The sequence below is a fragment of the Nostoc commune NIES-4072 genome (assembly GCF_003113895.1).
In the GTDB taxonomy this organism is placed as follows: domain Bacteria; phylum Cyanobacteriota; class Cyanobacteriia; order Cyanobacteriales; family Nostocaceae; genus Nostoc; species Nostoc commune.
This window is the reverse complement of sequence record NZ_BDUD01000001.1, coordinates 4,538,306-4,556,980: the sequence shown is the minus strand read 5'-3', so window position 1 is coordinate 4,556,980 and position 18,675 is coordinate 4,538,306. Positions and strand designations below refer to the sequence as shown.

The window sequence follows — 18,675 nt, the reverse complement described above, 5'->3', positions numbered from 1 at the left end:
TAAGAGATTTGGCGTGACCTCACAAAGAAACAATATTAGATTTATAAAAGAGTCTTAAAAAATGAGTTGGCTACGCTATTTTATTTGCCTTTAGAGCAAAGCACCGCCACAACTAGAACCACATCCAGCAGTACAGCCATAGCAATAAGCAGCAGTTTGTATCTCACTAATCAGGTCTAAACTGTCAGCTTCTAATAGTTTGCTAACTGTCAAAGTTTCACCATTGCGGTTTTTTGCAGGCAAATTCATCATTTGGTTAAAATCGCAATCATATACATTGCCTAGATAGTCAATTGAAAGTTCATCGCGGCACATTAAATGTTCAACTGTGTCAGGATTAAAATGCGATTCTAAAAACTGCAAATAGCTAGTGTACAGTTTTCTCCGTTCTAAATGCATTTTGGTTCTACCAACTGGTAGGTTGGTAATAGTAAAGAGTTTGCTAAACACAATATTAAAATGTTCTTGTAAGAACATTTTGTAATCTCGTTCTAGGTTGGTCTGTTCGGGAGCTAAGGAAAAATTTTCATTCGTGGGTAACTGAGGATTAAATACCAAGTCCAAAATTAAATTTGGCTCTTTACCATAGCCGAGTTGGTTCAGCCACTGCAAAGCTTTGACTGAACTATCAAAAACACCAGCACCGCGCATTTTATCAACATTATCTGCTAGGTAGCAGGGTAGGGAAGCCACAACTCTTATTTGGTGTTGAGCAAAGTATTCTGGTAAATCAGCAAATCCATCTTCAAAATAAATGGTCAAATTAGACCGGACAATTACCTGTTTACCAGTTGTTCTTGCTGCTTCTACCAATGGTTTAAATCCATAATTCATTTCTGGTGCGCCACCAGTCAAATCTACAATTTTAATTTCAGGAAATTTATGGATTAGCGAAATCAATTGTTCGCAAACTTCAGGAGAAAGTTCTTCTGTACGTTTTGGGCCAGCTTCGACATGACAGTGTGTACAAGCAAGGTTACAACGCTTACCTAGATTAATTTGTAAAACAGTGATTCCCTTTTTTTTAAAAGGAGAATTGAGTTTGTTTTTAAATGGTGTAATTTTAGATTGAGTTTGCATTAATTACTCCTTAAATATGGCAAAAATATATTCAATTATTCTAACCTTGTAATAATCTATAGGTTATTGCACTAATAATTGCAGCAGTAGGTAAAGTTAAAATCCACGACAATAGTATCTGATAAAAAACACTCATATTGGCTTTTTTGCTAGTCAACCCTACTCCAAAAATAGAACCAACTGAAACGTGAGTGGTAGAAACCGGAAGCCCAAACTGACTAGCTGCAATTACCAGAATTCCGGTTACTATATTTGCTGATAAGCCTTGAGTATGATTCAATGAGGTAATCTTTTCACTCATGGTTACTGCAACTTTTTGGGAGTTGATTAAACCGCCAAGTGCCATTGCGATCGCAATCGTGATCATTCCCCCCTGAATCGAAAAATATTCAATAACTAGAATGAGTGAAAAAATCTTGGGAGTATCATTTAATCCTCTAGCAAAACTGACAATTCCAGCGCTGAGAAAATGGCAAGTATCAATCATTTTTTGATTGACTGACAGATTCCATTTTGAAATTATATAGTTATATAAACTGTAAATTCCTGCCCCCAAAGGAATAGCAATAATTGGACTAAGTAATAGAGGCAAAATAAAAGAAGTTCCCAAAGCTGCAAAATTAACTTTGAGTCCGATCGCAACTAATCCAGCGCCAACTAGCGCGCCTGTTAAACTGTGAGTTGTGGAAATGGGAAACCCCATGAAGGTGGCTATCAGTACAGTTAAACCAGCAGCGATCGCAACTGCCAAATGAAACTCTGGTGAATTAGCGATCGCATCAGGCACTAGTCCTTTACCAGAAAAGTTTTTAATTAGCCTACTTGCCACAAAAGTTGCAGCAACTGCACCAGCAAAAGTTGTAAAAGTTGCCCACAAAATTGCTGTTTGATAGCTACAGGTTCGGCTACCAAACAACGTTGCAACTCCTTTAAAATTGTCATTTGCACCATTCGAGTATGCTAAAAAAAGCGTGGCAATAAATAGACTAATTAACAACATTTTAAGGTTTATAAAGAAGAAGTCAGAATCCAGAATCCAGAATTAATAATGCAATTAATGAAATATTCATGTGCATTCATTCCCAGCCGTACAGAGTATATTCTGACTTCTGACGCCTGAATTCTTACTTAAAAAATTAACAGCAACCACCACCGCTATAGTGCCAGGTTGAATTGGTAACAATTATTTCTGCTGGGTTGATAGCGGCAAGTTTAGCAGCAGTTTTATCACACACAGCTGCGGGAATCCCTCGCTGGAGTAGATGCCCTGCTGAGTCATCGAAAAAGGGTTCCAAGCCAGCATAAACTGCTGTTTTTCCCGTAAAGATACAAGCACCATCTTCTGGAATAGCAACTTTAAAGGAGACGGAATCCAGACTTTCTAAAAGTAGGTGTTCTTCTAAATTATAAGTCTGAGAATCTAGTAGACGGTAAGGACGACGGGCGCGAATTTCAACTTGACCAAAGCCAGCATTTGTAATCCGTTCAGTATACTGTTGATATGTGAGTGCGCCTGATAAACACATGGCTCTCAGTCGTTCATCTTGTTGAAGATGTGCTGGAATTTGACTAGTGGCAATTGGATCGCTCATCTGCAAACGTCCGCCTGGTTTTAATACCCGATAGGCTTCTTTTAAAGCACGGGTTAAATCTTGTGGTTCAAAGATATTGAAAAGACAATTTTGCGCCACGATATCGACGGTACTATCAGCAACGGGTAAGTTAAAAGCATCCCCTTCGCGGATTTCTACAAAGCTGGTGTCAAACCACGGGTTTTCTTGAGCAGCAATTTCCAGATTGCGTGCTGCTGCTTCCCGCATGGCCCCAACCGGTTCAACGGCAATCACAGCACCTGCATGGCGGGAAAAATAAGCGAATTGCAACGCTTCTAAGCCACCACCAACACCGACATACAGCACGGTAGGTTGGTTTCCTAGTTCCATGGAGTGAACGGTAGTGCCACAACCATAGTTCATTTCCTGCATTGGCAAAGGAATTTTCAACCCTGGTAGTTGCAGGGGTGTACTTTGCACACAACAAAGTCCAACTTGCGGGGTTTCGGCAACTTCGCGGTAGAATTGCGCTGCTGTTTCTAGATAAGTCATGCAGTTTTAGATTTTAGATGATGACAGCTTTGTGCATCCTAATATAATTAACCCTGAGTTGGATGAGTTTTTACTCAGATTGCCAAAAACCCCAAATCTTCCTAAAGTAGAAAACTTTGGGGTTTTACCGTTATTTCATACTGGAAGGGAGTGGGGAGTAGGGGGAAAATTCCCCATTCCCCATCCCAAATTCAATCATGCAATGTGTAGCCGCCACCACTCACAGTTTGAATGAGGCACTTTTCGTTATTGGCTTCAAGTTTCAGCCGTAGGTAGCGCATCTGAAGTTCAATGATGTTGGCATCGCCCATGAAGCCGTAACCCCAGACTTCCTCTAAAATGCGATCGCAGGTAATTACCTGTCGCGGATGGGCCAGTAGATATTCTAGTAAATCAAATTCCTTAGCAGTTAACTCAATTAACCTCTGATCTCGGTACACTTGGCGCGTGCGACGATTTAAAGTCAGGTCTTGAAATTCTAAAACATCTGCACCCTCTACTTGCTGGCTTCTTCGCAAGCGATCGCCAACTCTGGCTAATAATTCATCAACGCTGAAGGGTTTAACCAGGTAATCATCAGCACCAGCGTCTAAGCCTGCAATGCGATCGCTCACTTCATCTTTGACAGTTAATAAGATTATCGGCACTTTCTGTGCAATACTTCGCAGACGGCGGCAAATTTCCAATCCCGATAAACCAGGCAACATCCAGTCTAAAATTACTAAATCTAGATGTAACTTACGCGCTGCGGTAAGTGCAGTTAATCCATCGTAGGCAATACTGACTTGATAGCCTTCATAATTCAATTCCAATTCGACAAATCGTGCCAGTTTGACTTCATCTTCAACCAGTAAGATGTGCGTCATGATAATGTTAATGATTTCAGCAGGATACGGTAAGCAAAAATACTGTCTGGAAACACTGTCTTCGTGGTGTCAGCTACTTAAATAGCCAAACATCTAAATTGGGTGTACGTTAGCTTAGTATAAACCTGAGTAAGTAACAACCGTAAATCTACAATTACTGATCGCTGCTTGATCAAATAACTATCCAACTAGCTATTAACAATAGGCTGTAACATCTTCACCGCATTTATCGGCAAGATAACAGAGCGCTTTAAAACGCAAACCAACCACTTCGTCGTATAGGGGATTTAATTTACACATCGGAGGAATGTGAAACAGCTTCCGGCTAAAAAGCGTGATATCTCGCTCAAAGGGACACTGAGCAGGAATAGCTTTGCACAAGAAATGAGCCAATTTGGAGTTATGAATTTCTATCGTTTCCAACCACTGACGGACTGGATGGAGTAAATCATTGTGTAACCTGGTTTGAATAAAACTTGTCATAAATTTTCACCTTAATAATTTCAAACTATAGGATTACTATTTGATTTTTGAACGAAATTAAGTATTGTAGAGTGTGTTAGAACGGAGTTCGTAACGCACTATGAACACGAGTTTTATGCCGTACTCTCTGTGCTAACACATCCTACGTATATTTTCAGAAATCAAACCGGATTCCTATAGATCAGTTGGTTGTATTTGAACCTCTTCAGGTAAACTGCGAAAACTAATGACTAATGACTTTTTTAGTAACAAAAAGTTCCTTTTTGACCGATGGGCACCAAGTTATGACTGGCTCTTTCCTTCAGTGTTTTATCGAGCCGTTCACAAACGGTTGCTGGAGTATGTCGATTTACCAGAGTCAGCAAATGTACTTGATATCGGCTGTGGCACTGGACGCTTACTTGAGCGCCTTGCGACTCAGTTTCCCGACCTGCAAGCGATCGGATTGGATTTATCTGCTAATATGTTGCGGGTAGCTAGACAGAGTAACCGCCACCGTCCACGCTTAATTTATGTCGAGGGCAAAGCTGAGTCTCTTCCGTTTGCTGATGGTCAATTTGATGCTGTTTTCAGCACTATCAGCTTTTTGCACTATTTGGAACCTAAACAGGTGCTTAGTGAGATAGCACGGGTACTTTCTCCCGGTGGACGCTTTTACTTGGTTGATTTTACCTCCATAAAAGAGACAGAACCTCAATTATTGCCACTTTCTACCCTTGGAATTAGACTCTACAACCCTAATCAACGTCAACTTCTTGGCTCCTCGGCTGGGTTATTGTGTTTGAATCACCACTATTTACTAGGGCCTGTGTTGCTAACAGTTTTTGCTAAACCTCAGATTTGAAAATGGGGAGTGGGGAGTGGGGAATGGGGAATGAGCGAAAATAAAGGGTTGGAAACAGCTTGTATCAAGCTTTTTTTCTGCGATCTTAATTACTAATTACGTTAGCGAGTCCGCGTATGTAAGAGTTGCAAGCTACGCTTTTAGCGTCTCGTAGAGAGCGTCATGACGAATTACCTCGATGTTCCATAAACACCACAGGAACTCTGAACAGCCTTTTAGCTAATTGCGAGAATCTAAATTTCCCCTTGAGCGAAGACTTACCTTTTGTGCTGGGGAATTCTGGCAAGTCTTCAAAAGATACTGGCACAAAGTCAAAGCGACTGTAAAACTTCGCCAATCGTTCACCTAAACATTCAAGATAAAGTGGTTGCGTTGCTGTATTAATCAAATGCTGCGTTAGCAAAGTACCCAAACCGCGACCTCTCCAAGGTGATGCAACGACCAAACTACCAAGTTCTTGTGCCCCTGAGAAATTACGTAGCTGTCCACAAGCTACCAGATTGCGATTGCATTCAACTACCCAAAATTGCTGCCAATTTAATTGAGTTGGGTCGAGTTTCGCTGAAAACACCAGCAACCGAATCGACCACTGATCCCCAGAGGTTGCCTTGCGAAGCATACACCCAGATGGTAAGGATAGATTGCTCTGGTTCATTAATTACACTTTGATAGTTTGTATGTATCACAATGATCACATCATATTATTCACCTAGTCCAGGTCGGCGGCAATAAACCTTCCTTAAGCATAGAAAGCGTTGTAAGCTTAAAAAACTCTACATTTCTGGATTTTTATCAGTATACATGAGTAGTACTAAACAATACTTCCGATAGAGGTAGAAATCAGCCATAACTATATCTGGATAGATGCACTCACACCCCTAACCTTCTTAAGATAATACCAACAATAAAATTATTAGGAATGTAATAATGTCTGAACCACAAAAAGCTGGTAGCCAAGAAAATACACCCAGTTCTGGTAATTACGAAACCACTGTTGACGAAAGTCAGCGCAAAACTGGCGATGATGAAAAGAGCGATGCTAAACCCACTGCTACACCAGAAGCACCAGAAAATGATTCTGTAGCAGGCAGCCCCAATCAGGGAACTGAGTCACGTTAATTGGTTTGAAGTTTGCCAAGTTTTAATAATCTACTTGGGTTTTTCTAGTAAACCCGATTTACTAAACTTTGAGTGGATAGTTGTGATTTATATCACAATTATCCACTCATTTTTGTTGTGTAAGAATCGTTGTGAGAGTGGGAGTTGGTGTGATAAGTGCGTAGACGCAGCCCACCATAGGCTATCGCTTTAGTACAATCTTAAGGAAAAATCATCTATCCTTAAAAATCTGCTAAACTTCACGATTCTTAATCATGCCAGCTTACTCCTGTGGCTGACAGAAGTCACACAATCCAATAGGCTGATCTTAAAGTGGTAATTTTTCATAAAGCTCATCTGCACCAAAAGGCAGGCTTCGTTGTCCAGCACTTTTGGATTGTTGCTTATCCTGTCTCATCACTTAGTAATTAATAGCTACCTATACAAAAAATGACCTTGAAAATCGTTCAGAACTTTGATAGCAGTTTCACTCTTGAAGCACAAGCTCAAGAAAATTTATTCAATTTATTGACCAGCGAGGCTTTCTTAAAGCAAATTTGTCAACAGTTGCAGTGTGAGCAAGTTAAATTTACAAAATTACTTTTCCAACCAGTTCCTTACAGCTTAACTACCACGAAAGGAATGCCAGCAGAATTTGAAAAGTATCATGAATCTGATGAATATGCCATTATCAATGTTCCACCAAATTTCATGTTTAGTGCTAAGATTTTCCAACCCAGTCGTCTTTGTGCAATTTACCAAAAAGTGGATAACGGGTGATTTTAAAAATAGTTTTTTCCTATTTAGCAATTTTGCAGGCAAATAGTAAGTTTAATATTTGATGTATGGCTCTTGAAACAAATCTTTCTTCTTTGGCAGCCCTAGAATACATTCCTTACATTGACGATCGCGGTCAATTACCCGAACAATTTCAAGGTAAAATCGGTGTCTATGCTATCTTTGACCAAGAAAAAGTGCTGCAATTTGTAGGATATTCCCGTGATGTTTACCTCAGCCTCAAACAGCATTTAGTCCGTCAGGCACAGCAATGTTATTGGGTAAAAGTTCAAACTATTGAACGCCCTAGTCGCACAATTTTAGAAAATACTGAAAATGCTTGGATTGCTGAAAATGGCAGTGTCCCTTGGGGAAATGGGGATCAAAAAGAAAAATGGACTCATCCCATTGATATCAAAGTGGTAATGACACCTGAAGAACAGGCAAATTATCAAAATCCAGCTAATGATGAATTAGCACAAATAAAAATTCTTAAAAATGTGGCGCGGAGAGTAGAAGCAGAAATTTCAACCCATTTATTAGAAGTGCGTGGTTTGCAAATGCAAATTCGCTTCAATCCGAAATTGAAAGAAGAAGGTTTACTAGATTTGAAATGAAGGTAGTTTTGGGGAAAACTATCTTATGAATTTTATTTGCTGACTGGTAAACAGGCGCAACAACTAGAAACGGATTCCCAGACGGGTGAAATCGTGTGGCGACAGTACGCGAGTCATGTTAGCCCAATTATGGCAGGAGTAATTGATCGGGCGATCGCATATCATCCGCGCGATCGCTACCCCACAGCCAGAGCAATGCTGGATACTTTGCAGAGCATAGCAAATCCAATTCCACCGACGCAACCCCTCTTAACTCAACCGACTGTATTCTCTGCACCGCCACCTCAAACAGTACCTGTCAAACTACAGCCTACCTCTCAAGGTAATAGTCAGAATAATATCCTCATCGGCAGTTTGATTGCAGGTGGGCTAATCGGTGCATCTGTGATTATTAGCCAAGTGTTACCAAAATCTTCTCAATCTACAGCAGACAAAACGGTATCACCTTCACAAACGCCTTCAACTGTCACAAGCCCCGTGATAGAAACTCCTAAATTTATACCAACCACCCCATTTCCAACTCAATCTACATCTTCGGTAAATACAATATCGCCAGATGCTACCACGGCTGTCAGCACTTATTTCTGGCTTTCCCAAAGACTTGTAACTGATACAGATTTGGATGGGAAAGACGGTTTTGCACTAGATATTATGCGAAATTCGATATTTGCCAGTCACGGACGCCGTTTTGATACTCCTGAATTACAAGATTACTTTAATAAGCAACCTTGGTATCGCCCTATATATTCACCTAAAGCATTTCCACCTAAATTGCTGTCAAAATTAGAGCAACAGAATGTAGAGTATATCAGCAAATATCAAGATCGTTACGGCTTGAGATATTTTAAGAAATAAGATTTCTGTTATTATACCATTTTTTTGTAATTAAGCCATTTCACAAAATATCTGATATATATATAACGGTTCTCCTTTGGATAAAGTACTTTTTTAAATCTCACCCTTAACCCCTCTCTTTAGTAATGACAGGGGAGTATTTGCACGCCTCAAATATGGGGTAAGGTTGACTGTATTCTCCCCAAGTGAGAAGCGCTATATTGGTAAGGGCATAATCTTGTACGTCCTTACACGCGATGCATTTATTGCAAAATATTCTTGTAAATGGTATAAGTTTTAAGTATATTAGCTGGGGCTTATCAAAGGATTTATTGCTACTTATTAGATAATATCTAGGCTAGCTAGTGTAACATACCAAACAGATTACTAGATATTTAATAGCCTAAAATCGCTAGATATTAGAGGCTAATCCTAGCGAAGCCTATATGGAGTTAGAGCTAAACTGTTATTTTCTTAGCCAAAGTCCATCTATAGATACTAGGCAGTTTTAGAACCAGGCATTTATATATAATATATAAGATTGCTATCTCGGATATTAGCAATCCATAAGTTAAAGAAATGCCATTTTTATATTTTCTTTGTTATTTTGTATTTAACGGGACAGTTCTTCCTGATTTGGTGGGCTTAAATAACAATTAGTTAAACAATTTCCCCCCAAAGATGCATGTAAATTATTTGCCTTATGCTTTTTTCCTGGCTAATTTACAAGCATAATGCAAATTGCTTAACAGATTACATGTTAATATTTCCAATCGGCAAATAGTTCATCTACACAAGGAAAACCTTGCCTACTACTATGCTTAAAACAATTAATCAGCGTATTTTTCTGCCTGCTTTTGTTAGCCCTTTAGAAGAAAAGAATCAAAAAGGTAGTAAAAAGCAATTTACTAGACCTAAATTAGATTTACTGCAACCATTACGTCAATGGGTGGATAAAATTGACATTCAGAATCGTAAATTAGCTAAATTTATTGCTAAACTGATTCCTGCCCAGTGTCCATTCGAGCGCGATATCATGCTTTTTGGTCGCAAAATAGGGCATATTCCGCCAATGTGCAAACTTAATCCGCTTTATAACGAACTTGTCTACTTGCGTTTTCGCGCTTTGTGTTATTTAGTAGATCAGTGTGGAGAAGATATTCAATCCTACTGCTGAACATAACTAGATAAAACACAATATGGAAATTAAAATTGAGCATCAACCCGTGCAAGAACGCCTTAATGAATTGGGTGTCTTTAAATGGGGAATTTGGAAAAAGGAAGTTTCAAAATTTCCTTGGACTTATGATTCTCAAGAAACTTGCTACTTTTTGGAAGGCGATGTTGTTGTTACTCCTGATGGTGGACAGCCAGTGCAAATGGGTAAAGGTGATTTGGTGACTTTTCCTGCTGGCATGTCCTGCACATGGGAAATTACAAGCGACGTGAAAAAACATTATTACTTTGATTAGTCAACAGAAAAGATTGATCCCCGTTGTCTAGTTGATGATCCACAATACTAACGTCTCAAAACTCAATTTTGATTTCTACTATAATGGGGTTCGCAGCGAGTGTCATAGGATAAAGTGGCAGAATCGGTAAATTGCTTATATCCATATCTCTCGAAACTTGTTGCGACTCCATGCCCTAAACAATATTCATAGAAATAAATAATCTCATTCCCTGCAAATTTGGCAGAAAGTTTTTGCCAGGTTGGCGGCTGCTAACTAAAAATATAGTTGTAAAATTTTGCTGTCTCAGCTTGGTTGTAATTATAACTTCTTTGGTATTGATAAAAATCACCGTTGAAATTTAACTTGATATATTTTACCTGATTGTTCACAAAGACGAGCGAGAAATTGCTTTTAGGAAACTGACGAAATAGCCGCCGAAAGCTTTGTGGAGTATATGTATAGCTAATGGTATCGCCATTGGTTTAGTTTGGTAATATATAGGACTTACGCAAAAATTGCTAAAAAGCTTAATTTCTCGAACCGCCAAGACGCCAAGAGCGCCGAGAATTCGTAGAGTGTGCGTAAGTCCTAATATAAAGACTAAAATAACGCTCGATTCTTTGAGGCGTTTGATTGAAAACATAGCGTCCGGCCATAGCAGAAGGACTATAAATACTGTTGATGAGCAAAAATATTTCAGTTATCCGATAAAACTTTGGCAGAGATGATGGAATTTCATAGCATCGCCACCACAGAAAATGTAGAGAGTTCATAATCAGGTTAGTGGGAGTTTAGCAGAAAAAGGTTTCGTCCCACTGCCATTTTATTGAGGAAAATCATCAAAAATGTTACTGCATTTAAGTACTTGGCAAGAAGTCGAAGCTTATTTACAGCAGTCAAAGGGGATTATTTTCCCTATTGGTTCCACAGAACAACATGGGCCAACGGGGTTAATTGGCACTGATGCCATTTGTGCAGAAGCGATCGCAGTTGGTGTAGGTGATGCAACTGGCGCGATCGTTGGCCCTACAATCAATGTGGGCATGGCACTGCATCATACTGCTTTTCCTGGCTCAATCAGTCTGCGTCCCAGCACTTTGATTCAAGTAGTGCGAGATTATGTAACTTGTTTAGCCAAAGCTGGTTTTAGCAAGTTCTACTTTATTAACGGACATGGTGGTAATATCGCCACCCTGAAAGCAGCTTTTTCAGAAACTTACGCGCATTTAGAAGATTTGCAGATTCCCAATGCTCAACATGTGCAATGTCAAGTGGCAAACTGGTTTATGTGCGGTTCTGTATATAAGCTAGCTAAAGAATTATATGGGGATCAAGAAGGTTCTCATGCAACGCCAAGTGAAGTAGCACTCACGCAGTACGTTTATCCGAATGCGATTAAGCAAGTATATCTTTCACCAGAAGTTGCAAGCGGACATCGGATTTATAGCGCTGCTGACTTTCGAGTGCGTTATCCAGATGGACGTATGGGATCAAATCCGGCTTTAGCAACGCCTGAACATGGTAAGCAATTTTATGACTTAGCGGTGAAAGAACTTAGCAGTGGGTATTTGGAATTTGTGAACGCTGAATAAAAGTTATGGAAAGAGATTGTAGAGATGCGAGTTAACTCTGAGGTAATACGCCACATCGGGCTGACAATCCTGAACACCAGTTTTACGAAAGGTGGTTGTGTCTAAACCTGTCGCTAGAATGAGCCTCCTGCCCTCGTACTTCTGCCTTCTGAATGATTAGAACACCAAAATTGAGCCTTTGAACTCGGAAGTTCGACCTTTTTACTCGAACGTTGAGCCTTTGAACTCGGAAGTTGCACCTTTTTGCTCGACCGTTGCGCCTTTGAACTCGGAAGTTGCACCTTTTTGCTCGAACGTTGAGCCTCTGAACTCGGAAGTTGCACCTTTTTGCTCGACCGTTGCGCCTCTGAACTCGGAAGTTGCACCTTTTTGCTTGAACGTTAAGCCTCTGAACTCAAAAAATGAAGCTCAGAACTCGAAATGTCGTGCTTTTAAGTCCAACATTCAAATTCTGAGCTTCAACGTGGCATCTTTTAAGTGCAAGTACTGAGCTATTTTCTACAACGCTGCTTTTTGAGACTTGGATTTTCCAGGTTTACGAGCAAATCGTTGTCCCATTTCCACAACCACTGCATCTAAACCCGCGCCCTGTCCACTGGCTTTGGCGTAGTTATACACCTGTAACGCGGCTGCATAAGCTTCACTACCGACTGCAAGAGATGTATCATCTACCAACTCTTGTAACTGAGTCAACGACAACAACACCGGATACAACGCTTCAAATAATTGCACATCCTTCCGCATCTCTTCCAAGTCGAACGATCGCGGTAAAAACTCTGGATTCTGCGCCGCCACCTCTAATGCTTTGCTGACAAACGCCCGACTCTTATCTCCCATCTTGGGTAAAGTCTTGCGATCGTCGGAACTCAAATCAACCAAAAATGGTAGCTTTTCTTTAATGGTGGTAATGGCTTGCAACACAGCATCTCTATCTGTTTGTGCCAATGTTGCACTAATTGGGGTCGTAGACATAGAAATCACTCTCCAGTAAGTTTCTTTAATCTAGAGTTCCCACATATACAATCCAAATCTCAATGTGTAGAGCAAAGTCAATCGTACACACTGTATTGCCTGATAAGCAAGGTAGAAAATTCAAAGCCTTTCTCTTTTAGAAGAGAGTAGAACTTACGCAAACTCTACGATTCTTCTCTACGAGACGCTACGCAAAGGCGGTTCGATAAATTAAGCTTTTTAGGACTTTTTGCGTAAGTCCTAGAGAGGTCAGAAAATTAACATGAGCTTCCAACGAACGGCATTTGTTATGCCTCACGTTACCTTAACAGTGTTGTTGTTTTTTGAACAGTGACAAGAGCAAACACACCAGCCCCATTACTACTAACGACACTGAAGAAGCAGATTCTGGGACAGGCTGAGGGTTTTGCACAGGCTGATAATTGATGAAATTTCCTTGAATCGGGCTGAGTGATGCCAAAAGTTGCTGAATATCGCTAGATATATCAGTATCATTACCAACACTTTTAGAAGAGATGAGGCGGTTAAAGGTTTGGCTACTCGATTCATCAAAATCTCCTGTGAAGCCAAGAAAATTTTGACCTATTTTGCCTATAAGAGAGTCAATCAGATTGTTAACATCAGTTTTGATCCCTAGTGGGGATAACTTTAAACTGCTGATATTATTGACGTCTCCAATTTTTGTGTTGTCAGTCTTTGCTAACCAATTGCCATTACCAATAATTTCATTTCCACTGGTAAAAACCCAGTTACCATTACCAATAATTATGTTATCAGTACCAAAATCCCAATTGCCGTTTCCAATGGTTGAATTGTCACTACCGAAGTGCCAATTACCATTACCTAATGTTGAATTATTGCTTCCGTCGTCCCAATACCAGTTGCCGTTACCAAGGGTTGTGTTATTCTTTCCAAATAGCCAGTTACCATTACCGATGGTTGCGTTGTCATTATTAAAGTTCCAGTTCCCATTCCCAATGGTTGCGCTGTTACTGCCATAATCCGAGTTAAAATTACCAATAGTTGCGTTATTATCACCAAGGTTCTTGTTACCTTTACCAACGGGTGCATTGCCCTCATTAAAGGTTTGGCTACCAGGATTAGATGTATTCCCACCGTTACTAAAGGGTAAATTATTACCAAGGACTTCTTTCAACGGATCGAAAGGCGATTGTTGAAGCAGACCTCCAGCACCTGCGATCGGATTACCACCACCTGCAAAGGGGTTTGCACCACCTGCAAATGGGTTACTTCCTCCTAGAATTGCATTACCACCGCCTACAAACGGGTTACTACCTCCTGCAAACGGGTTACTACCGCCTGGAATCGCATTACCGTTACCTGCAAATGGGTTAGTGGCCCCATTTGGAATCGCATTACCGTTACCTGCCAAAGGGTTAGTAGCCCCACTTGGAATCGGATAACCACTGTTTGCAAAAGGATTACTACCTCCTGCCAATGTGTTGTCAATATCCTTGAAAAAGTTATCACCTAAAATTGACTTTAATCGATCAAATATTAATTTCTGAAACCCACTGCCAGCATCGCCTGCAAACGGGTTAATACCGCCACCTGGAATAGCATTGTTACCGTTACCTAATAACAGATTAGTATTACCCGACAACAAGCTGCCTTCAGCAGAAAAACTGCCATTGCCAGCAAAGGGACTAACGCTGTTAGGGCCACTTACACTTAAGGGATTAACTCCACCATTAAGGGGATTGACAACAGACTCTTCCATTGGCACTAATTTTCCTATTTTTAGTTAAAAAATTATGGGGTCTTCAGTACTTCTTATACCAATTATGAATTTGCTAAACCCAAAATCTCTTTAATAATAAAGGCTTTAATCATCTTACTGTCAAATTAGCAGAAAATGTTTCTCAAATCCTTACCTGTAAAGAGTTATAGGGCGTAAAATAGCAAACTAGTACAATAAGGCAGAAGTTACATCAGCGATAATACGCGCTTTTGAGCTTTATCGAATGGTATGTTTATTTGCGCCAAGCTGTACTAGCATACTATGTACTGAAGAACTGATTATTGTTCTCTTCTATTTATCTACTGATTTTCGCAAGGATTCTATTAAGCAAACGGGATTTATTGACCACCAAATGATGGGATTCCTCCACCAGTACCACCAAATGATGGGATTCCTCCACCAGTACCACCAAATGATGGGATTCCTTCACCAGTACCACCAAATGATGGGATTCCTCCACCAGTACCACCAAATGATGGACTTTGACCAACACCACCAAATGAGGGGATTTGTCCAGCATCAAATGAGGGGATTTGTCCACCACCAGATGATGGGATTTTTCCGCCACCGAGTTCTTTGTCAAGCCTTGAGCTAACTAGCTTGTCAATAGTAACCCTCAAACCGAACGCATCCGGTATTTCAGTTGTGCTAATACCACCAGCCTGGCTACCAGAACCAGTCAAAGGGTCCCTGCCACTACCTTGGTTACTACTACCTGCGGATGGGCTACCAACTGCGGATGGGCTACCACCAACTGCGGATGGGCTACCACCAACTGCGGATGGGCCACCACCGACTTTGGATGGGTTGACACCGCCTGCAAAGATATTCCAGAAGTTGTCGCCAGCGAAAGGATTACCACCATAGGGTAAATCAGGCTGACTGCCACTGGCACCAGCAGCAGCACCGCCACCAAATGGGCTACCGCCACTTTCTCCTTGACCAACACCACTGAATATCTTGGGAAGGTCTTTCTCAGGAACAACTTCTTTCAAACGACCGAAGGGTGATTGTCCAAATTGTCCGATCGCATTGTTTCCACTAGTAGAGGGGTTACTGCTACCACTATTACTTGAATTGTCTGCCATTAGAATTAATCCTCGTTATTGTTTTGATAAAAATTTTGCTAGCATCAGAACATAAAATAGACTTAAGTTTTGTCTATAGGAATCCGGTTTGATTTCTGAAAATATACGTAGGATGTGTTAGCACAGAGAGTACGGCATCAAACTCGTGTTCATAGTGCGTTACGAACTCCGTTCTAACACACTCTACAATACTTAATTTCGTTCAAAAATCAAATAGTAATCCTATATCTCATGGCTGTTTTGTTGTTTTGATTGTCAGCAAAACTAGTTAGTAGCTATTAAATTAATTGGTTATCTTTGTTAAGTGGAGATAATCAATTTTTAATTAATGCTATCTATTTACACTTACAATTTATATGATTTAACTTTGAAGCACAATGAAAAATATTTTGATATATTTATCAAAATTGTAGATATTTTTAGACAATATTTTAAAAAATTAACTGATATGTTTGTAAGTAAGTGTAGATAAACAAACTTAAATTATGTACCTAAGTATAAAAGGCTCAAAACCTTTGCGATTGCTTCTCTTCTCTGCGAAAGACTGCGCCAACGAGACGCTCCCTGTTAAGCGAAGCTATGCCGAAGGCTTTACCTTTCACTCGCAATGACGTAGCTATGAATTTTCTCGCTTACCTACTTAATAACAAAATTAAACTTGGTTAAACATTATATTGCAATGAACAATCTTTTGATAAATTTACCAAATTTTTAGATATTTAATTAATTTGCTTTTAACCGGGCTTCTATCACTTTTAGCTGATGTAATACCGCCAGACTGATAACAATAAATAGCATGGTTTCTAACACACTGCAATAGGTTGCATCATATTAGTAACACTAGGAAGTGCAGTGAAAAAAGCTTCAGGTACAGGAATTACTTCAGATAAATCAGCAAATTCAATCCCGGAATTGTGCGGGAAAGTGTCCACAAAACTAGCGTGATGTAAATTACACCCAAACTCCATTGATACCAAGCAAGTGCGGATATGATGCCAGGTAGGTGTTCGTCTCGCAGGCGAATGTCGTTAAATCCTAATTTAACTAGGTTGTTGAGACTAAAATCATAGTAGTTGAGCCAGTTCCAACGGCGATCGCACAAAAGAGGCATATATCGTTCCCGAAATGTCTGATTCCTTGGTATGACTGGTAAACGTCCAATCAATAATCGTAACTGGCGAAATGTACCGTCTTCTGTGAAGTAAGAAACGTCCATTAAATCGTGATAACGACCTTTTTGGTAAAGTCGAATCAATAAAGCCACCGGGACGGGGACAATAATTATTAAAAGACACCCCAATGTCAGCCAAGGTTGTTGAGCATTACGAAAGATGGCTAGTAAGCTCAATAATTCTAAAACGCTAAAACTCACAAATATCGAAATGGTTTCGTAAAATGTGGGAATAATTGGTACAGGATGCAGCCGACGATAACGATCCACGATCCAAAATAGTAAGCCAAAATAAGCGATCGCAACTCCTCCCACACCAAAAACTAACCAAAAATTCGTACCGTAGCCACTCAACAACAGCACTACACTCAACCCCAACCAACTCCAAGCTTGCAGTAACCACCCAATAATCGAAAGGGGTTCACCGACAATTAAGCGCTTACTCAGTTGTGTGTATTTTTCTAAATCGATATCTGCTAAGGTCAGTAACTCACTGCTATTGCGAAACGATTTTATCAGACGACGCTGGGCGATCGCTTCGGCTTGAGTTGCAGAAAAACCCAGATTAATCAAATTTGCGACGGAGGCACTATTAATATTTGTAGCCGTCAAACGGCGACTCATTTCCACTAATCGCAGTTGTTGTTTTGTATATTCCAGTTCATTAGCATCAGCAACTTGTTGTTGCTGACGAAAATTTTGCCCTAAATTCCGCAAGATATTCTCATTACCTTGTAATGTAGGGATGCAGAACATCTTACCAATCTGACCCGGATTACCTAAAATTTTTGCTTGGTTAGAGTTAAAAGTTAAACCGGGTACACTTAAACAAGCTTCTGTAGAAAACCTTGCATCGCTAAAATCTGCTTGGTTGAGAATGCTTGCACCTTGCAAATTTACCGATTGATTAAACTCCACTTCTCGAAATGTGACAGCTTGCTCAAAAGTTGCTTCTGTTAAAAGCAGGAACTGATTAAAATTTGCTTTAGTAAACAGGGCTTGATTCGCAAAACGGACATTAGAAAAATCAGCATTATCTCGCCACTGCCCACTATTGAATTTAGCTAACTGTTTAAAAGTTGCTTGGTTAAAGTTGGCAGTTTTTTCAAAAATGCTGCCTTGAAAATCAGCAATGTCTTGAAATTGAGTTTGTTTAAAATTAGCTTTTTCAAAAAAAATACTGCCCTGAAAATTGCTTGGTTGTTTGAACTTAGTACCGTTAAAGTTGACGGGACGAGCAAATCTGGTTTCGTTCCAATTAGTGGATTGGAGAAAAGTTGCACCTTGGGCATCCACAGACTGAAGAAAGAATGTATTAGAGAACTTTATTTCGCCATTGAAACGAGTTTGTACTAGTGTTAAGACACCACGAAAGACGGCGATTTCACTGGATGGAGTTGATTGTGTTCCTAACAGCGATCGGCAATCTTTAGAGTTCGTGAGTGACTCTAGACAAACGAAGCGCAAAAGTTCTAGTTCTTGTTGTTCGGTGGCGGTGAAAATCGGAGCGATCGCTTGGGCATATAAGGGGGTTCTTAAACCCAAATCGCTGCCCACAAAATCCCCTAAAATCAGGGTATAGCTGAGGTCTAAACCTAGAGGTTTTGCATTTAGCCCTTTTCGCATGAGTTGGTAAAAGGCATCACGAAAGCTAGTATTTTCTGGGCGCAAATCAATCACCATCTTCTGCAAATCTACGGTCAAATTGCCTTCGCGGAGTGTAGGTGTGCGTAGACGTTCTTGTAATAATTCTAGAGTTAAGGGTGTGCGTTCTGGTTGGGTTTGTGCTGCTGAAGTAGGTAGGGGGAAGAGGAGAAGTAAAACGCAAAGGAACGCAAAGGGAAGCGCAGAGGTACGCAGAGTGAGCTTTTTGGGTATCTTTGGGTTTAACTTTTGGGTGCAGCTGTGTTTAAAAAATAAATTATGCAAATT

The 18,675-nt window shown here is 40.2% G+C and carries 17 protein-coding genes and 1 pseudogene; 8 read left to right on the top strand and 10 right to left on the bottom strand.

The window, feature by feature from the left end; translation table 11 throughout:
- Positions 1 to 90: 90 nt before the first annotated feature.
- From arsS to CDC33_RS20100, 5 genes are all read right to left on the bottom strand, one after another.
- Entirely contained in the window at positions 91 to 1,080 is a 990-nt protein-coding gene (gene arsS / locus CDC33_RS20120; protein WP_109010039.1) for an arsenosugar biosynthesis radical SAM (seleno)protein ArsS, read from the bottom strand.
- A gap of 40 nt (positions 1,081 to 1,120) precedes the next feature.
- Entirely contained in the window at positions 1,121 to 2,080 is a 960-nt protein-coding gene (locus CDC33_RS20115; protein WP_109010038.1) for an inorganic phosphate transporter, read from the bottom strand.
- Positions 2,081 to 2,216: 136 nt separating this feature from the next.
- A complete protein-coding gene (arsM, locus tag CDC33_RS20110; protein WP_109010037.1) occupies positions 2,217 to 3,185 on the bottom strand; it encodes an arsenosugar biosynthesis arsenite methyltransferase ArsM in 969 nt (322 codons plus the stop codon).
- Positions 3,186 to 3,376: 191 nt separating this feature from the next.
- Complete coding sequence (locus CDC33_RS20105) at positions 3,377 to 4,051, bottom strand: response regulator transcription factor (RefSeq protein ID WP_109010036.1); 675 nt, start codon at positions 4,049 to 4,051, stop codon at positions 3,377 to 3,379.
- A 195-nt stretch (positions 4,052 to 4,246) separates the two neighbouring features.
- Positions 4,247 to 4,534 carry a Mo-dependent nitrogenase C-terminal domain-containing protein gene (locus tag CDC33_RS20100; RefSeq protein WP_109010035.1) on the bottom strand — a complete coding sequence of 96 codons (288 nt, stop codon included), beginning with the start codon at positions 4,532 to 4,534 and terminating at the stop codon, positions 4,247 to 4,249.
- 226 nt (positions 4,535 to 4,760) lie between these two features.
- Between CDC33_RS20100 and CDC33_RS20095 the strand changes: the two genes are divergently transcribed.
- The gene (locus tag CDC33_RS20095) at positions 4,761 to 5,378 is read left to right on the top strand and encodes a class I SAM-dependent methyltransferase (RefSeq protein ID WP_109010034.1); all 618 of its coding nucleotides are present in this window, start codon (positions 4,761 to 4,763) and stop codon (positions 5,376 to 5,378) included.
- A gap of 160 nt (positions 5,379 to 5,538) precedes the next feature.
- Here CDC33_RS20095 and CDC33_RS20090 read toward each other — a convergent pair whose 3' ends face one another.
- A complete protein-coding gene (locus CDC33_RS20090; RefSeq protein WP_109010033.1) occupies positions 5,539 to 6,033 on the bottom strand; it encodes a GNAT family N-acetyltransferase in 495 nt (164 codons plus the stop codon).
- 272 nt (positions 6,034 to 6,305) lie between these two features.
- Here CDC33_RS20090 and CDC33_RS20085 point away from each other — a divergent pair, with 272 nt between their 5' ends.
- From CDC33_RS20085 to CDC33_RS20045, 7 genes and pseudogenes are all read left to right on the top strand, one after another.
- Positions 6,306 to 6,497: a hypothetical protein gene (locus CDC33_RS20085; protein ID WP_109010032.1), complete on the top strand. Its 192-nt coding sequence runs from the start codon at positions 6,306 to 6,308 to the stop codon at positions 6,495 to 6,497.
- Between the two features lie 429 nt (positions 6,498 to 6,926).
- Positions 6,927 to 7,256, top strand: a complete 330-nt coding sequence (locus CDC33_RS20080) for a hypothetical protein (protein WP_109010031.1) — start codon at positions 6,927 to 6,929, stop codon at positions 7,254 to 7,256.
- A gap of 65 nt (positions 7,257 to 7,321) precedes the next feature.
- On the top strand, positions 7,322 to 7,870 hold the full coding sequence (locus CDC33_RS20075) for a GIY-YIG nuclease family protein (protein WP_109010030.1): 549 nt from the start codon (positions 7,322 to 7,324) through the stop codon (positions 7,868 to 7,870).
- Positions 7,871 to 7,903: 33 nt separating this feature from the next.
- A pseudogene (locus CDC33_RS20070) lies at positions 7,904 to 8,725 on the top strand (YARHG domain-containing protein); the annotation flags it as partial.
- Positions 8,726 to 9,521: 796 nt separating this feature from the next.
- A complete protein-coding gene (locus CDC33_RS20065) occupies positions 9,522 to 9,881 on the top strand; it encodes a Mo-dependent nitrogenase C-terminal domain-containing protein (protein ID WP_109010029.1) in 360 nt (119 codons plus the stop codon).
- Between the two features lie 22 nt (positions 9,882 to 9,903).
- Positions 9,904 to 10,176, top strand: coding sequence for a cupin domain-containing protein (locus tag CDC33_RS20060; RefSeq protein WP_109010028.1), 273 nt, complete (start codon positions 9,904 to 9,906; stop codon positions 10,174 to 10,176).
- 827 nt (positions 10,177 to 11,003) lie between these two features.
- Positions 11,004 to 11,750, top strand: coding sequence for a creatininase family protein (locus CDC33_RS20045; RefSeq protein ID WP_109010026.1), 747 nt, complete (start codon positions 11,004 to 11,006; stop codon positions 11,748 to 11,750).
- Between the two features lie 498 nt (positions 11,751 to 12,248).
- Here CDC33_RS20045 and CDC33_RS20035 read toward each other — a convergent pair whose 3' ends face one another.
- From CDC33_RS20035 to CDC33_RS20020, 4 genes are all read right to left on the bottom strand, one after another.
- The gene (locus CDC33_RS20035; protein WP_109010025.1) at positions 12,249 to 12,722 is read right to left on the bottom strand and encodes a hypothetical protein; all 474 of its coding nucleotides are present in this window, start codon (positions 12,720 to 12,722) and stop codon (positions 12,249 to 12,251) included.
- 304 nt (positions 12,723 to 13,026) lie between these two features.
- Positions 13,027 to 14,463, bottom strand: a complete 1,437-nt coding sequence (locus tag CDC33_RS20030) for a hypothetical protein (protein WP_109010024.1) — start codon at positions 14,461 to 14,463, stop codon at positions 13,027 to 13,029.
- A 359-nt stretch (positions 14,464 to 14,822) separates the two neighbouring features.
- Positions 14,823 to 15,572, bottom strand: coding sequence for a hypothetical protein (locus CDC33_RS20025; RefSeq protein WP_109010023.1), 750 nt, complete (start codon positions 15,570 to 15,572; stop codon positions 14,823 to 14,825).
- An 877-nt stretch (positions 15,573 to 16,449) separates the two neighbouring features.
- A complete protein-coding gene (locus CDC33_RS20020) occupies positions 16,450 to 18,672 on the bottom strand; it encodes a pentapeptide repeat-containing protein (protein ID WP_109010022.1) in 2,223 nt (740 codons plus the stop codon).
- Positions 18,673 to 18,675 lie beyond the last annotated feature (3 nt).

Excerpts from the sequence above, each read along its gene's own strand:
- arsM (WP_109010037.1), bottom strand. The coding sequence starts at position 3,185 with ATGACTTATCTAGAAACAGCAGCGCAATTCTACCGCGAAGTTGCCGAA.
- CDC33_RS20100 (WP_109010035.1), bottom strand. The coding sequence starts at position 4,534 with ATGACAAGTTTTATTCAAACCAGGTTACACAATGATTTACTCCATCCA.
- CDC33_RS20105 (WP_109010036.1), bottom strand. The coding sequence starts at position 4,051 with ATGACGCACATCTTACTGGTTGAAGATGAAGTCAAACTGGCACGATTT.
- CDC33_RS20115 (WP_109010038.1), bottom strand. The coding sequence starts at position 2,080 with ATGTTGTTAATTAGTCTATTTATTGCCACGCTTTTTTTAGCATACTCG.
- arsS (WP_109010039.1), bottom strand. The coding sequence starts at position 1,080 with ATGCAAACTCAATCTAAAATTACACCATTTAAAAACAAACTCAATTCT.
- CDC33_RS20045 (WP_109010026.1), top strand. The coding sequence starts at position 11,004 with ATGTTACTGCATTTAAGTACTTGGCAAGAAGTCGAAGCTTATTTACAG.
- CDC33_RS20065 (WP_109010029.1), top strand. The coding sequence starts at position 9,522 with ATGCTTAAAACAATTAATCAGCGTATTTTTCTGCCTGCTTTTGTTAGC.
- CDC33_RS20035 (WP_109010025.1), bottom strand. The coding sequence starts at position 12,722 with ATGTCTACGACCCCAATTAGTGCAACATTGGCACAAACAGATAGAGAT.
- CDC33_RS20025 (WP_109010023.1), bottom strand. The coding sequence starts at position 15,572 with ATGGCAGACAATTCAAGTAATAGTGGTAGCAGTAACCCCTCTACTAGT.
- CDC33_RS20060 (WP_109010028.1), top strand. The coding sequence starts at position 9,904 with ATGGAAATTAAAATTGAGCATCAACCCGTGCAAGAACGCCTTAATGAA.
- CDC33_RS20030 (WP_109010024.1), bottom strand. The coding sequence starts at position 14,463 with ATGGAAGAGTCTGTTGTCAATCCCCTTAATGGTGGAGTTAATCCCTTA.
- CDC33_RS20085 (WP_109010032.1), top strand. The coding sequence starts at position 6,306 with ATGTCTGAACCACAAAAAGCTGGTAGCCAAGAAAATACACCCAGTTCT.
- CDC33_RS20080 (WP_109010031.1), top strand. The coding sequence starts at position 6,927 with ATGACCTTGAAAATCGTTCAGAACTTTGATAGCAGTTTCACTCTTGAA.
- CDC33_RS20095 (WP_109010034.1), top strand. The coding sequence starts at position 4,761 with ATGACTAATGACTTTTTTAGTAACAAAAAGTTCCTTTTTGACCGATGG.
- CDC33_RS20090 (WP_109010033.1), bottom strand. The coding sequence starts at position 6,033 with ATGAACCAGAGCAATCTATCCTTACCATCTGGGTGTATGCTTCGCAAG.
- CDC33_RS20075 (WP_109010030.1), top strand. The coding sequence starts at position 7,322 with ATGGCTCTTGAAACAAATCTTTCTTCTTTGGCAGCCCTAGAATACATT.